The organism is Bacillus pacificus (genome assembly GCF_020861345.1).
Lineage (GTDB): Bacteria > Bacillota > Bacilli > Bacillales > Bacillaceae_G > Bacillus_A > Bacillus_A pacificus.
The window spans coordinates 214,329-230,510 of the sequence record NZ_CP086328.1; the positions used below are offsets into that span (position 1 = coordinate 214,329).

Genomic DNA, 16,182 nt, shown 5'->3' on the forward strand with positions numbered 1-16,182 from the left:
AAAAGAGATTTACATGTAAGGTTTAGAGATTCCATCAAGATAATGGCTTTTTTATTCTTAATTTACGCTATGATTGTAGTTACCTTTTTATACAATCAGCCTCTGAGTAATGGTAAAGAACCTGTATTAGTAGATGTTACCTTTTATCGATTTTTTCATGGAGTAGACTTTGTGGATTTATCTTATTTTTATAAGGAGGGGCGATTTTCTATCCCGTTTTATTGGATATTTTTTCAAATTACTCCTTTGTTGCTAGTAGGGAAGTTTGCTTTTTCAGATATTCAGCAGAATGGTGTTTATTTATTTCCTCGTGTTAAGAAGAAGCATTTTCTTTGGTTAACGAAAATACTATCTTTGTTTTTTTACATAATTAGTATTTGGATTGTTATGTATTTGATTTGGTTTACTGTTTATTATTTGCTTACTTTTGGCGGGCATTCTTTTTCAAATGTATATAGTCAATTTTCTTATAAGATAGTAGGTACTATGCTAATTCAAATTATTATAAGCTTTTTATTAGCTTTGATTTTTGAGTTTTTAACATTTTATATACCGATAACTATTGTTTTTGTACTAATGTTGTTATACCTATTTTTCTCTATTTTCTTTCATAGTATTTATTTTTTAGGCTCTTTTGTTATGCCAAATCGTTGGTATTTTGTTGATCACAGCTCAATTCAATTGACTTTAGGTAATAATGAATCTATTCAATGGCATGAGTTACTTTTAATCGGAGTAGTAATTGTTGTTGTAATGATTTTGTTAGGTAGTTTTTGTTTAAAAAAACTAGATGTGATAGGTGAATAATTTATGGACAATTATATTAAATGTGAATATATGACGAAAAGATTAAAGGGAAATATTGTGTTAGATAATATTAGTTTGTCAGTAAAAAAAGGAGAGTTTTTAGTTTTGAAGGGGCATAATGGTTCTGGTAAAACAATGATTTTACGTGCTATATCAGGATTAATGCGTTTAAATTCTGGAGCTGTTTACGTAGATAATGAAATGATTGGAAAACAAAAGCAATTTCCGGATTCTATGGGGATATTGATTGAATATCCAAGTTTTATTCCAGGGTATACTGGTTTTCAGAATTTGAAATTTTTATCATCGATTAACAATAAAATCTCTGATGAGGAAATTTATAATATTATTCAAAGGGTTGGACTTGATAAAACAGATAAGAGAAAGTATAAAAGATACTCTTTAGGTATGAAACAACGTTTAGGGATAGCGCAAGCTTTAATGGAACAACCAACACTATTGTTATTAGATGAGCCAACGAATGCTTTAGATAGTGATGGGATAAAAGAGGTTTTGGATATTTTGAAAGTAGAAAAATCTAAAGGAACGACTATCATTGTAGCTAGTCATGATGTGCATGTTCTAGATAATGAAATAGTAGATCGCATTGTACATGTTAATAATGGAAGGTTGGTAGATTAAGAGTGACAAGAAAACATGTCTTAATAAGCATTGGATTGTGTATGTTGCTATGTACATTTGCTAGTTTCTTTAGATTTAAAACATTAAATCAAAATAATGAATCTTATAAAGTCATAAAAGGTGAGCTTTTATCTAATAGAACTTTTGAAGATGGTCAAGGAGTTACATTTCATGCACTTGATCCTCTTGATCCTACAAAAGTGTATGATCCTTATGAAGACCGTGAAGTAGTGACATATGTGTTACCTTTAGATATTACAAATACAACGAATCGGGATATTAATTTGCTTAGTAATCAGTCTACTTCTAATACAATGTTTTATTCTAAAATAGGCGAGTTTTATAATGTAATCCCTTATTCAATAGAATTACCTAAAAAATATCAGTTTGATCCTGTAATACCTGCTGGTAAAACAGTGCGAGGATATATAGGGACAAATTATTTTATAGGAGATGACCCTTATAAAAATTATAAAAACTTTTCAAATGAATCAACTAAAGTGAAATTCATTTCTTTTGTGAAAGATAAGAAAGGGAAATATCATGAATTAGAAATACCAATAAATTAATACATGATTGATACAGATATATTTTAAGCGTGCTTTTGGGATGCCATGATTGAGTAGCTCTTGCAAAATAATATTATCTTTTCAAGTCGGAGGTTTTGCGCAGGTGTAAGTATCTATGGATACTGTACCGGTGAAATTTTCGGCTTTTTGTAATTATCGATTTAGATTTAATACGAAATTTGTAATGTGAATTTGAAATGATGAGATAGAGAAAAGAAACGTAACAAATGAAACTTTAATTAGCCCTCACCAATCGGACGTTTACGGACAGTTGATCTCCCACCTAACTTCTTGGCTCCAACTGAATTTTGAGGTGGGAGTTTTACGGTCCGTTAACGCGGGATAAAAACTTTTTTTGAATATAAGGCCTGACATTCGGCCGATTGTTGTCATAGTTATAAGACAAGTGTTACAATTATCATTAGGTATATACATTTTAGTTTTTTTAATTAGGAGAAAAATTGGCATAACATACATTTGATTTTTATAACGACTGATTGTAATAGAGAAAAAGAAAAAACAATCGGAAGTTTTATTTTAATAAAAAGAGGAGCGTATTTCCTATGATCGGTATCTTAAAAAAGGTGTTTGATGTAAATCAACGCCAAATTAAACGTATGCAGAAGACAGTTGAGCAAATTGATGCACTAGAGCCATCTATTAAGCCATTAACTGATGAACAATTAAAAGGGAAGACGCTTGAATTTAAAGAACGTCTAACAAAAGGTGAAACAGTAGATGATCTACTACCTGAAGCTTTTGCGGTTGTTCGTGAAGCTGCGACTCGTGTTCTTGGAATGCGTCCGTATGGTGTACAGTTAATGGGTGGTATTGCCTTACATGAAGGGAATATCTCTGAGATGAAAACGGGTGAAGGTAAAACGTTAACATCTACATTACCTGTATATTTAAATGCTTTAACAGGAAAAGGTGTTCACGTTGTTACAGTCAATGAATACTTAGCACAACGTGATGCGAGCGAAATGGGACAACTTCATGAATTCCTAGGATTAACAGTAGGAATTAATTTAAACAGTATGTCACGCGAAGAGAAACAAGAGGCTTATGCTGCTGATATTACGTATAGCACAAATAATGAGCTTGGATTCGATTACTTACGTGACAACATGGTTTTATATAAAGAGCAGTGCGTTCAACGCCCACTGCACTTTGCTATTATCGATGAAGTCGATTCTATCTTAGTCGATGAAGCGCGTACGCCACTTATTATTTCTGGACAAGCTCAAAAATCAACAGAGCTGTACATGTTTGCAAATGCATTCGTTCGTACGTTAGAAAATGAAAAAGATTATTCATTTGATGTGAAGACGAAAAATGTAATGTTAACAGAAGATGGTATTACGAAAGCGGAGAAAGCTTTCCATATTGAAAACTTATTTGATTTAAAACATGTAGCGCTTCTTCACCATATTAATCAGGCACTTCGTGCGCACGTTGTTATGCATCGTGATACAGATTATGTTGTACAAGAAGGCGAAATCGTAATTGTAGACCAATTTACTGGTCGTCTTATGAAAGGTCGTCGTTATAGCGAAGGGTTACACCAAGCTATCGAGGCAAAAGAAGGCGTAGAAATTCAAAATGAAAGTATGACGCTTGCGACAATTACATTCCAGAACTACTTCCGTATGTACGAAAAGTTATCTGGTATGACTGGTACAGCGAAAACAGAGGAAGAGGAATTCCGTAACATTTACAATATGAACGTTATCGTAATTCCAACAAACAAACCGATTATTCGTGATGACCGTGCAGATTTAATCTTCAAATCAATGGAAGGTAAATTTAATGCTGTTGTTGAGGATATTGTAAATCGTCATAAGCAAGGACAACCAGTTCTTGTCGGTACAGTGGCGATTGAAACGTCAGAACTTATTTCAAAAATGTTAACGCGTAAAGGTGTACGTCATAACATCTTAAATGCGAAAAACCATGCGCGTGAAGCGGATATCATTGCAGAAGCAGGTATTAAAGGTGCTGTAACGATTGCGACGAACATGGCGGGTCGTGGTACAGATATTAAGCTTGGAGACGATGTGAAAAACGTTGGTTTAGCCGTTATCGGTACAGAGCGTCACGAAAGTCGTCGTATTGATAACCAGTTACGTGGTCGTGCTGGTCGTCAAGGGGACCCAGGTGTTACGCAGTTCTATTTATCAATGGAAGATGAACTAATGCGTCGCTTCGGTTCTGATAATATGAAAGCGATGATGGATCGCCTTGGTATGGATGATTCTCAGCCAATCGAAAGTAAAATGGTTTCTCGTGCAGTAGAATCTGCGCAAAAACGTGTAGAAGGAAATAACTATGATGCACGTAAGCAGTTACTACAATACGATGATGTACTTCGTCAGCAACGTGAAGTTATTTACAAACAGCGTCAAGAGGTAATGGAGTCTGAGAACTTACGCGGTATTATTGAAGGTATGATGAAATCTACAGTAGAGCGTGCGGTTGCACTTCATACACAAGAGGAAATTGAAGAAGATTGGAACATTAAAGGTCTTGTTGACTACTTAAATACAAACCTTCTGCAAGAAGGAGATGTGAAAGAAGAAGAATTACGTCGCCTTGCTCCAGAGGAAATGAGCGAGCCAATTATCGCGAAATTAATAGAGCGTTACAATGACAAAGAAAAGCTTATGCCAGAAGAGCAAATGCGTGAGTTCGAAAAAGTTGTTGTATTCCGTGTTGTAGATACGAAATGGACAGAGCATATCGATGCGATGGATCACCTTCGTGAAGGTATTCATTTACGTGCTTACGGCCAAATTGATCCACTTCGTGAGTATCAAATGGAAGGATTCGCAATGTTCGAATCAATGATTGCTTCTATTGAAGAGGAAATTTCTCGTTACATTATGAAAGCTGAAATTGAACAAAACTTAGAGCGTCAAGAAGTTGTTCAAGGTGAAGCTGTTCACCCATCTAGCGATGGCGAAGAGGCGAAGAAAAAACCAGTTGTAAAAGGTGACCAAGTGGGCCGCAACGATTTATGTAAATGTGGTAGCGGTAAAAAATATAAAAACTGCTGTGGCATTGGGAAGTAATATAGGGCGGTAGCCCAGGCTGCTTTGCAAACTTTTACATCAAAAATGTATAATTAAGAAGGATTAAACTCTCTCCGTCATAAGTGGAGAGAGTTTCCCTTGTTTTCATGCGAAAGTAACAGCAATTACATAGAGGTGAAGGAAATGGAATTAGTAGAAATTAGACAGGAATTAGAGAAAATGGCTAAGAGATTAGCGGCTTTTAGGGGGTCTCTTTGACCTCCCTACTAAGGAGAAACAAATTGCAGAATTAGAAGAGAAAATGATGGGCGCAGGATTTTGGGATGACCAACAAGGCGCACAAGCTGTAATTAACGAAGCAAATGCACTGAAAGATATGGTTGGAAAGTTCCGTCAACTAGATGAGACGTTCGAAAACCTAGAAATTACGCATGAGCTTTTAAAAGAAGAGTATGATGAAGATTTACATGAGGAACTTGAATCAGAAGTAAAAGGCTTAATCCAAGAAATGAATGAGTATGAGCTGCAGTTACTACTTAGCGATCCTTATGATAAAAATAACGCCATTTTAGAATTACACCCAGGTGCTGGTGGAACAGAGTCACAAGACTGGGGCTCTATGTTACTACGTATGTACACACGTTGGGCTGAAAAACGTGGATTTAAAGTAGAAACGGTTGACTACTTACCAGGTGATGAAGCTGGTATTAAGAGTGTTACTTTATTAATTAAAGGTCATAACGCTTACGGTTACTTAAAGGCAGAGAAAGGTGTACATCGTCTTGTACGTATTTCTCCATTCGATTCTTCAGGCCGTCGTCATACATCGTTCGTATCTTGTGAAGTTGTACCTGAGTTCAATGATGAAGTTGAAATTGAAGTGCGTACAGAAGACTTGAAAATTGATACGTATCGTGCAAGTGGAGCGGGTGGACAGCACGTTAATACGACAGATTCAGCAGTTCGTATTACGCATACACCGACAAATACGGTTGTAACGTGTCAGTCAGAGCGTTCTCAAATTAAAAACCGTGAGCATGCGATGAAGATGTTAAAAGCGAAATTATATCAAAAGAAATTAGAAGAGCAACAAGCGGAGTTAGATGAAATTCGCGGAGAGCAAAAAGAAATCGGATGGGGTAGCCAAATCCGTTCTTACGTATTCCACCCATATTCTCTTGTGAAAGACCACCGTACAAATACAGAGGTCGGTAATGTACAAGCAGTTATGGATGGAGAAATTGATCCGTTTATTGATGCTTACTTACGTTCTCGCATCTAATAAGCTAAGTGAAAAAAAGCCAACAAAATTGTTGGCACACGCTGAGGATATAGAGGATATAAAGAGTGCTATTTTATTTATATGGATGAAGTACAGAGGAAGAGAAGTTGGAAACGACAACTTCTCTTTTTGATGGAATTATATGTAGCATACAATGTTGTATATTGTTTTGTAAAAAGTAGAAAATAGTAAAACAGATTGGCAATTGAGTAAGGCTTTCTACAGGTTTTTTCTAAATTCCCGTTCAAAAAGGATCCTTTATAGAAGTTTATAAGTTGTTCACAGAATTGAAACAACTTATAAAAGCTTTATATCATTAGGGTTCCCGCTGTATTTTTGAAGAATATGAAATATACCTTAGTTTTTCTATATAAAGATAATGCTTATAATGAAAATGAGTGTGTTAGGAATGAAAAGAATATCAACAATGGGGAGCGATAGAAGTGAAAAAGAAATTGTTGGCTATTGCGCTAGGAACATCAGTCGTTTTTGCTTTAGGAGCGTGTGGAAATAAAGAAGAGAGTAAACCTTCGAACCAGTCTGCAAGTACAGACAGTGCAGAACAAATTTTCCAAAGAAGTTGTGCTGGGTGTCACGCAACAGATTTATCAGGGGCAACTGGACCTGATTTAAGAAAAGTAGGCGGTAAGTACGACGCGGCAGATATTGAAGAAATTATTAAAAAAGGTCGCGGTTCAATGTCACCAGGACTTATTCAAGGTGAAGATGCGAAAAAAGTAGCTGAATGGTTAGCTGAACATAAATAAAAAGGGGTAAAATGGACGAGTTGATTCATATAATCAACTCGTTTCCCTTTTTTTGGAATGTAACATAACTGTAACAAAAATGTATCCAAACTGGAAACCGTTTGATGTTACAATGAGGTTTGTAGAATTTTGCTGAAATATATTACATAGAGTAGTATTGCTTAGAAAAAGAGTATAAGTAGACTACCTTCAACAAGAGTCGGTTAAAAGAGAATAAAGGTTTAGCTTTTATTTTCAAATGTACAGAAAAGTATTTCAAAAAAAATCATTAAGTATTGGGTGATAAATAATGATAAAAATGACGAATGTTTATAAGGAGTACCCGAATGGTATGAAAGCCATTGCTGGTCTCACAGTTAACATTAAACAAGGCGAGTTTGTATACGTAGTTGGACCGAGTGGAGCCGGAAAATCTACATTTATTAAAATGATGTATCGTGAAGAGAAGCCATCTACAGGATCAATTAATGTAAATGGTCTTACTATCGAGTCATTAGCAGAAAGAGACGTTCCATATTTCCGTCGTCAATTAGGCGTGATTTTCCAAGACTTTAAATTACTACCTAAATTAACGGTATATGAGAATGTTGCGTTTGCCTTAGAAGTAATTGAAGAAGAGCCAGATGCAATTCGTGAGCGTGTAACAGAAGTGTTAGGTCTTGTAGGTCTTGAAGATCGTGCAGACGCACTTCCAAGCGAACTTTCAGGCGGGGAGCAGCAACGTGTTGCGATTGCGAGAGCAATTGTTAATAGACCAAAGGTTGTAATTGCCGATGAGCCAACAGGTAACTTAGATATTGAAACAGCTCTTGATATTATGAAGATTTTCACACGCATTAATGAGCGTGGTACAACGATCGTTATGGCGACACATAACGCAGATATCGTAAATACAATCCGTCATCGTGTAATCGCGATTGAAGGCGGAAAAATTGTTCGAGATGAGATGGAGGGAGGATACGGATATGAAGGCTAAGACCCTTAGTCGACATTTGCGAGAAGGTGTAAAGAATCTATCACGTAACGGATGGATGACGTTTGCTTCTGTTAGTGCAGTAACAGTTACATTATTACTTGTAGGTGTCTTTTTAACAGCGATTATGAATATGAACCATTTTGCGACGAAAGTAGAGCAAGATGTAGAAATTCGTGTACACATTGATCCAGCAGCAAAAGAAGCTGATCAAAAGAAATTAGAAGATGATATGAGTAAGATTGCAAAAGTAGACTCTATTAAATATTCTTCTAAAGAAGAAGAGTTAAAACGTTTAATTAAAAGCTTAGGCGATAGCGGAAAGACATTTGAGTTATTTGAACAAGATAACCCACTTAAAAACGTATTCGTTGTAAAAGCAAAAGAACCAACAGATACAGCAACAATTGCGAAAAAGATTGAAAAAATGCAGTTTGTAAGTAATGTTCAGTACGGAAAAGGGCAAGTTGAACGATTATTTGATACTGTAAAAACTGGTCGTAACATCGGGATTGTGTTAATTGCTGGTCTTTTATTCACAGCGATGTTCTTAATCTCTAATACAATTAAAATTACAATTTATGCTCGTAGTACAGAAATCGAAATTATGAAACTTGTAGGTGCAACAAACTGGTTTATTCGTTGGCCGTTCTTATTAGAGGGATTATTCCTAGGAGTATTAGGATCAATTATTCCAATTGGCTTAATTCTAGTTACGTATAATTCGTTGCAAGGTGTGTTTAACGAAAAACTTGGCGGAACAATTTTCGAACTTCTACCATACAGCCCATTCGTATTCCAATTAGCTGGTTTACTAGTGTTAATCGGGGCTTTAATCGGTATGTGGGGAAGTGTAATGTCAATTCGTCGCTTCTTAAAAGTATAAAAAGTTGCAAACATAATTCGTACAAGCTTATCATATAGTAGAAATAGGTAAAGGCATCACACACTGTGTGATGCCTTTTGCTACACCACCTGTGTGTTTTGGAAAGGGGAATTCCGCATTGAAACGTAGAGTTGCAATTATTGGAATGGTTGTTGCATTTTTAATTGGTGCTGGCGGAATGTTTGCAGGTATGTCTTTATTTGGGGTTAACCCAGCAGAAGTAACGCAAACAATTTCGAATGGAAACGCTAGCACTGCGCAAGGGAATTTGGCAAAAATTAATGAGGCGTATGCACTAATTGATTCACGTTATGTGGAAGACGTGAAAGATGAAAAATTAGTCGAAGGTGCAATACAAGGCATGTTGTCTACGCTGAAGGACCCTTATTCCACGTATATGGATAAAGAAACGGCTAAACAGTTTAGTGAATCGCTTGATCCCGAGTTAGAAGGGATTGGGGCTGAGGTGAACAAAACGGATGGTAAGCTTATTATCGTATCTCCAATTAAAGGCTCACCAGCAGAAAAGATTGGAATTAAACCGAATGACCAAATTTTATCTGTAGATGGAAATAGTGTGAAAGATTTATCACGTGAGGAAGCGGTATTAAAGATTCGTGGTAAAAAAGGAACGACTGTTGCGATTGAAATTAAGCGTGCAGGAGTGGCTGATCCGATTGTATTTAAAATTAAGCGTGAAAAAATTCCAATCTTCACAGTGTTTAGCTCTGTGAAACAAGAGAGCGGAAAAGATATCGGTTATATGCAAATCACTTCTTTTGCTGAAAATACAGCGAAAGAATTTAAGGATCAGTTAAAAGAGTTAGAGAAGAAAAACATAAAAGGCTTAGTTATTGACGTACGTGGTAATCCTGGTGGCTACTTAAATAGTGTAGAAGAGATACTAGGAGAAATTATGACGGATAAAAAGCCGATGCTACAAGTAGAGCAACGAAATGGTGAGAAGAAGAAATTCTCTACGGAACTGAAAGAGAGAAAACCATATCCGATTTCAGTATTAATTGATAACGGAAGTGCTTCTGCTTCAGAGATTTTAGCGGGTGCGCTAAAAGAGGGAGAAGGATATGATTTAATTGGTGAAAAAACGTTTGGCAAAGGTACTGTTCAGCAAGCTGTTCCATTTAAAGATGGCAGCAACATCAAACTAACGATGTTCAAATGGTTAACACCGGATGGAAACTGGATTCATAAAAAAGGAATCAAGCCAACTGTAGAAGTGAAACAACCAGATTATTATCATGCGACACCAATTCAAATTGAAAAAACACTTTCATACAATTCAAATGATGTACAAGTAAAACATGCCCAAGAAATGCTTAAGAGTTTAGGATATGTACCAGGACGTGAAGATGGATACTTTAGTAAAGAGACAGAATCAGCACTGAAAGCATTCCAAAATGCGAATAAGATGGAAGCGACAGGACAGCTCGATAAAAAGACAGCTGAGGCGATTCAAACGAAAATTATTGAAAAAATCCGTTCTGGAGAAAATGATCTACAATTACAGTCAGCATTAAAATTAATGGCGAAGTAAAGTGAAACTTTAATCAGTGGGGGGCTTCATCCCCCACTGATTATTAGTTGAACCAATCGGACTTTTATGGACAGTTGACTCCCCACCTAAATTCTTTGTTTTCGCTGAATTTTGAGGTGGGAGGCTTACTGCCCATTAAAGTGGGATAAAAAGAAATACAGGCAGTTTGCTGCCTGTATTTTTTTGTGTTAAACAAACGTTTGTCCAGTTATGATAATATAAAAAGAAAGAATGATATAAATGGTGGTGAATGGGTTCGTGGAGGCATGGATTTTTGAAATAATGCGGGCAGTTGGACGTTTTTTCTTACACCCTGCTGTCTATGTATTTTTAATAAGTAGTATCTTCGTTGGATACTTACGTATGTTACGAGAACGAAAAGATTTTTCTTTTAAAGTTTATGATATTTGGTTTGAACTGCGAACATCTTTATTGGCGGGAGTTAAATACGGATTAATCGTATCTATCATTACGATTGGGCTCGGACTTGTTGTTTCTAAGGCGAGCTTATGGGCCATTTTACTTTGGACGTTATTATTTGGATTAACTGCTATGTATCGATATTTATCAGCAGCTTATACGCTTAGTATCGCGATTGTATGTGTTCTATTATCTTCTAAGCTACCAGTTTCTTTCTTACAGCTTGGAGAAGGTGAAGAGAATACAATCGTATCCCTTGCTATTTTGCTAGGCATCATGCTCGTTGTAGAGGGCTTGTTGATTTCTAAAAATGCAGTAGGATATTCGACGCCGAAGATTAGGAAGGGGAAGCGTGGACTAAAGATTGGTTTACACGAATCAAAGCGTTTATGGATCGTTCCTATTTTTATTCTTGTACCAGGTGAAGCAGTAACGCAGTTTATTTCATGGTGGCCTGTCGTGTCAATCGGTTCACATACATATTCTCTATTCCTCGTTCCATTTTTAATTGGATTTATGAGAAGGATTAGAAGTTATGAGCCGACGGAAGCTTTATTATTTACAGGAAGACGTGTGTACGGATTAGCAGGACTTGTGCTTGTTTTAGGAATCGCAAGTTATTGGTGGCACGTACTTGCCATTATTGCAATGGGCGTTGCAATGCTTGGACGTTTTACAATTTCCATGCAAGAGAAAATTGCGGATGAAACAAGACCAGCATACTTCGCTGCACGTAATGATGGACTCGTTGTACTAGATACAATTCCAAATACAATTGGAGCAGAGCTGAATTTACTGCCTGGAGAAATGATTACGAAAGTAAATGGAGTCATTCCAAGAAGTGCTGAGGAATTTTATGATGCGCTTCAAACGAAGACGACAGGAGCATTTTGTAAGTTAGAAGTATTAGATACAAACGGAGAGTTACGTCTTGCTCAAACGGCATTATACGCTGGTGGACATCACGAATTGGGTATTGTGTTTGTTCAGCAGGAGCATGAATGGGATTCGGAAGCGATGTAATAGAAGAAAAGGTATCACCTTGTGGTGATGCCTTTTTTGTGTAAGATGGGCGGTAGTTATAGTACATGAAATTTATATCGGCGATTATCGGAATATATCAGCGCAACTTGAGATATATCGGCGATTATTGAAATATATCAGCGCAACTGAAATTATATCAGCGATTATCCAAATATATCGACTTTCCGGCAAAAAACGACAACTATCGCAAACCTTATTTTAGTTTCATAGTCGAATCACTTGAATAATTATTTGATAATGGTTATCATTTAGGGAGTCTTTTTGATTTTGGAAAATGGAGGGAAGATATGCTACGTAAATTTTTTTCTTATTATAAACCGTATAAAGGTTTATTTATACTCGACTTTTCTTGTGCGGTCGTCGCAGGATTACTAGAACTTGGCTTCCCGCTTATCGTAAATCAATTTATTGATAAGTTATTGCCAGGGCAAAACTGGACGCTTATTTTATGGGCTTGTTTCGGTTTACTTGCAGTGTATATGTTAAATGCAGGCTTACAATATGTCGTTACATACTGGGGACATATGCTTGGAGTTAACATTGAAACAGATATGAGGCAAAAATTATTTGGATCATATTCAAAAGCTATCATTCAGATTTTTTGACAATAATAAAACAGGTCATTTAATTTCGCGTCTTACAAACGATTTAATGGAAATTGGGGAAATTGCTCACCATGGGCCAGAAGATTTATTTATCGCTGTAATGACTTTAGTTGGGGCATTCTCATTTATGATGATGATCAACTGGAAGTTAGCGCTATTAACGTTCTTCGTCATTCCATTCCTATTATGGTTAGCACTTTACTTCAACAAAAAAATGACAGGTACGTTTAGACGTTTATTCTCAGACGTTGCTGATTTCAATGCATGTATTGAGAATAACGTTGGTGGTATTCGCGTTGTACAAGCATTCGGAAATGAAAAGTTTGAGAAAGAGCAATTTGCTGTGAACAACGCTCGTTTCCGTACAACGAAATTAATGGCGTATAAAATTATGGCGCTAAATTCATCGATTAGTTATATGCTCATGCGTCTCGTAACGCTCTTCGTCTTAATATGCGGTACATGGTTTGTTCTGCAAGGTGAATTAACGTACGGTGGATTTATCGGATTCGTTCTATTAACGAATATTTTCTTCCGCCCAATTGAAAAAATTAATGCGGTAATCGAAAGTTATCCGAAAGGGATCGCCGGTTTTAAAAGGTATGTAGAGCTTCTTGAAACAGAGCCAGATATTGTAGACTCTAAAGATGCGATGGAAGTGAGACATGTACACGGTGATATTCAATATAACAACATTACGTTCGGATATGAAAATAAAGAGCCGATTTTAAATGATATTAGTTTGAAAATACATGCAGGTGAAACAGTTGCGTTCGTTGGACCATCTGGAGCTGGAAAAACGACGTTATGTAGCTTATTACCACGTTTTTATGAGCAATCATCTGGATCCATTCAAATTGATGGTATTGATACGAAAGACATGACCTTATCTTCACTTCGTAAGCAAATTGGAATTGTGCAGCAAGACGTGTTCTTATTCTCTGGAACGATTCGTGAAAATATTGCTTACGGAAATTTAAAGGCGTCAGAAGCTGAAATTTGGCAGGCAGTAAAACGTGCGCAATTAGAAGACTTAATTTACTCACAACGAGACGGTTTAGATACCGTTATTGGTGAGCGCGGTGTGAAACTTTCAGGCGGACAGAAACAACGTCTAGCAATTGCTCGTATGTTCTTGAAAAACCCGCCAATTTTAATATTAGATGAAGCGACTTCCGCATTAGACACAGAGACGGAACTTGCGATTCAAAAATCACTTGCTGAACTATCTGTCGGTCGTACAACGTTAGTTATCGCTCACAGACTTGCAACGATTAAAAATGCAGATCGCATCGTCGTTGTAAATAAAGATGGGATTGCAGAACAAGGTTCACATGATGAATTAATTGAGCAAGGCGGGGGATACAGTAGGTTATACGAAGCGCAGTTTAGTTCGTAAATATAATTTGTACGGAATTAGTGCACCATAAGTACGTAAAAATCTCATATGGGGGGTAATAAAGTATGATTGTAACAACAACGTCTACAATTCAAGGGAAAGAAATTATTGAGTATATCGATATCGTCAATGGAGAAGCGATTATGGGTGCGAATATCGTTCGTGACCTCTTCGCCTCTGTCCGTGACGTTGTCGGTGGTCGTGCTGGCGCTTATGAAAGTAAATTAAAAGAAGCACGCGACATCGCAATGGAAGAAATGAAAACTTTCGCAAGACAAAAAAATGCGAATGCAATTGTTGGTATCGACGTGGATTACGAAGTAGTTCGCGAAGGGATGTTAATGGTTGCGGTGAGCGGGACTGCTGTTCGTATATAAAGTAAAAAGCCGTGCTGGTGCACGGCTTTTTGTATGCTATGTCGAAGTTTCAATATTTCTTGGGAAATGCGGAAGGTCCCGTCGATATATAGGGAAGACATTAGAGTGCTTCTTTACATTTCCGGATTTCAACTAATAATGTTTCGTATTCTTGTTCGAGAGATTTGATGTCATCGTGATGATTTGGTATGGAAATTCGGCCAATGATTTCTGTTAATTTTGTTTGTAATCGTAACAATTCTTGTTCGGTAACGTTTACAGAATCCTCGGTTGTTCTCTTGGTGTATTGCTCGTAATTACCGTGGAATACTCTAGGTTCACTCTCGTCTACTTGTAGAATATGGTCTGCCACAGAGCGAATAAAGGCACGGTCATGGCTAATAAAAAGTATAGTGCCAGGATATTCTTGTAACATGCTTTCTAATTCTTCTTGTGTTGCTAAGTCTAAATAGTTTGTCGGTTCATCAAGCAGAAGCATATTATAGTTTCCTAAAAATACTTTTGCGAGTGCAACCTTCATTCGCTCGCCCCCGCTTAGAACGTGCACAGGTTTATGAACATCTTCACGGCGGAATAGAAGCCGTGCAAGTATTGTGCGAACGAACGACTCTGTATAGTTTGTTTCTTCTAGCACATTTTCTAAAATGGTTTTATCCGTTTTTAAAATGGATAGTGTTTGTTCAAAGTACCCAATCTTACAACTTTTCGAAAGCTGAATGCCACGCTCGTTTGCAAGAAGCATGTTGAACAGGGTCGTTTTTCCACTTCCGTTTGCCCCTAAAATAGCAAGCTTTGCACCAGGGACAATCGTTCCGTTCATATTTTTGAATAGTGTGCGGTCATCTATTTTCTTTGTTGCTTTATTAAACTGTAATGCCACTTTACTATGAATGGGTGTATGGTATTGCACGTCAAACTGAGCTTGAGAAAGATCCTTTGGCTTTTCCTTCTTTTCTAGTTTTTCAAGACGTGTTTCTAATGCTTTCGCTGCTTTACTAACCTGTTCTTGGCCATGAGCCCCACTTAATTTATACAGTTTAGATTCAGATGAACTGAACCGTGTTGGGATTTTTGTCATGCTAGAAGCACGTTGCTTTTTTTGTAAAATGGACTGCTCTAAACGATTTTTTTCTTGTACATATTGCTCATATTCTGCTTGTTTTTGTATTCGCTCACGTTCTTTTTGCTTGCGATAGTTTGAATAATTACCTTTATACTCTTGAATAGTGCCGTCTTCGATTTCGATGATTTTTGTACATATTGCATCTAAAAAGTCACGATCATGTGATATTAAAACAAGTGCCCCTTTATAAGATAAAAGTGCCTTTTCTAATTGTTCTGTACCGGCCATATCTAAGTGGCTTGTTGGTTCATCAGCGAATAAAATGCCTGCATTCTGTTCAAGAGCGTGGGCAATCTTTAGACGCATTCGTTCACCGCCGCTCATTGAATCTGTAACGTTTGAAATGCACCATTTTCCTTTTGCGAGAGAAGAAGCGGTTTCTGGTAGTTCTTCGCTAAGCTGAGGAATGGTGCTGATAGAACTATGATGAGTTACTATGCCTTTGTCAGCTTCTATTTCTTTACTTAATATTTGTAATAACGTAGATTTACCAGCACCGTTGACTCCGACAATTCCTATGCGATCCTGTGATTGAATTTCCAGTGATGGTAACGTAAATAGTGTACGATCACCAAAGCTTTTTTCAATATTACGTGCGAATAAAATAGTCATAAAAAAACCTCCCTAGTTTCACTAGAGAGGATAAACGTCGTCCTTGCATGTAAAAATCGTACATAAATAAACGATTTTTCACATGATCG

The 16,182-nt window shown here is 36.8% G+C and carries 12 protein-coding genes and 1 pseudogene; 12 read left to right on the forward strand and 1 reads right to left on the reverse strand.

What is annotated here, in order from left to right:
• The first annotated feature begins 42 nt into the window (after window positions 1-42).
• The 12 genes and pseudogenes from LMD38_RS00970 to LMD38_RS01025 all read left to right on the forward strand — a co-directional run bounded on the left by LMD38_RS00970 (window position 43) and on the right by LMD38_RS01025 (window position 14,358).
• The gene (locus LMD38_RS00970; protein WP_227585657.1) at window positions 43-807 is read left to right on the forward strand and encodes a hypothetical protein; all 765 of its coding nucleotides are present in this window, start codon (window positions 43-45) and stop codon (window positions 805-807) included.
• Window positions 808-810: 3 nt separating this feature from the next.
• Complete coding sequence (locus LMD38_RS00975; RefSeq protein WP_061184247.1) at window positions 811-1,449, forward strand: ATP-binding cassette domain-containing protein; 639 nt, start codon at window positions 811-813, stop codon at window positions 1,447-1,449.
• A gap of 41 nt (window positions 1,450-1,490) precedes the next feature.
• Window positions 1,491-2,018 carry a hypothetical protein gene (locus LMD38_RS00980; protein ID WP_061184263.1) on the forward strand — a complete coding sequence of 176 codons (528 nt, stop codon included), beginning with the start codon at window positions 1,491-1,493 and terminating at the stop codon, window positions 2,016-2,018.
• A gap of 563 nt (window positions 2,019-2,581) precedes the next feature.
• On the forward strand, window positions 2,582-5,089 hold the full coding sequence (gene secA, locus LMD38_RS00985) for a preprotein translocase subunit SecA (protein ID WP_048553050.1): 2,508 nt from the start codon (window positions 2,582-2,584) through the stop codon (window positions 5,087-5,089).
• A gap of 144 nt (window positions 5,090-5,233) precedes the next feature.
• Window positions 5,234-6,332, forward strand: a protein-coding gene (gene prfB, locus LMD38_RS00990) for a peptide chain release factor 2 (protein WP_096001716.1) whose coding sequence is annotated in 2 segments (ribosomal slippage) — window positions 5,234-5,305 and window positions 5,307-6,332 — 1,098 coding nt in all. Because the reading frame shifts where the segments join, the coding sequence is not laid out codon by codon here.
• Between the two features lie 443 nt (window positions 6,333-6,775).
• On the forward strand, window positions 6,776-7,099 hold the full coding sequence (cccB, locus tag LMD38_RS00995; protein WP_000727968.1) for a cytochrome c551: 324 nt from the start codon (window positions 6,776-6,778) through the stop codon (window positions 7,097-7,099).
• 331 nt (window positions 7,100-7,430) lie between these two features.
• On the forward strand, window positions 7,431-8,075 hold the full coding sequence (gene ftsE, locus LMD38_RS01000) for a cell division ATP-binding protein FtsE (RefSeq protein ID WP_002163466.1): 645 nt from the start codon (window positions 7,431-7,433) through the stop codon (window positions 8,073-8,075).
• On the forward strand, window positions 8,065-8,958 hold the full coding sequence (ftsX, locus tag LMD38_RS01005; protein ID WP_000645019.1) for a permease-like cell division protein FtsX: 894 nt from the start codon (window positions 8,065-8,067) through the stop codon (window positions 8,956-8,958). The genes ftsE and ftsX overlap by 11 nt, the downstream gene beginning before the upstream one ends.
• A 118-nt stretch (window positions 8,959-9,076) precedes the next feature.
• Window positions 9,077-10,513 (forward strand): S41 family peptidase, encoded by a 1,437-nt coding sequence (locus tag LMD38_RS01010; protein WP_073530390.1) that lies wholly within the window; start codon window positions 9,077-9,079, stop codon window positions 10,511-10,513.
• A gap of 240 nt (window positions 10,514-10,753) precedes the next feature.
• Window positions 10,754-11,956, forward strand: a complete 1,203-nt coding sequence (locus tag LMD38_RS01015) for a PDZ domain-containing protein (protein WP_227585652.1) — start codon at window positions 10,754-10,756, stop codon at window positions 11,954-11,956.
• A 308-nt stretch (window positions 11,957-12,264) separates the two neighbouring features.
• Window positions 12,265-13,981: pseudogene (locus LMD38_RS01020) on the forward strand (ABC transporter ATP-binding protein).
• 65 nt (window positions 13,982-14,046) lie between these two features.
• Window positions 14,047-14,358: a heavy metal-binding domain-containing protein gene (locus LMD38_RS01025; protein WP_000637523.1), complete on the forward strand. Its 312-nt coding sequence runs from the start codon at window positions 14,047-14,049 to the stop codon at window positions 14,356-14,358.
• A gap of 100 nt (window positions 14,359-14,458) precedes the next feature.
• Here LMD38_RS01025 and abc-f read toward each other — a convergent pair whose 3' ends face one another.
• A complete protein-coding gene (abc-f, locus tag LMD38_RS01030) occupies window positions 14,459-16,093 on the reverse strand; it encodes a ribosomal protection-like ABC-F family protein (protein ID WP_227585653.1) in 1,635 nt (544 codons plus the stop codon).
• Between the last annotated feature and the right edge of the window lie 89 nt (window positions 16,094-16,182).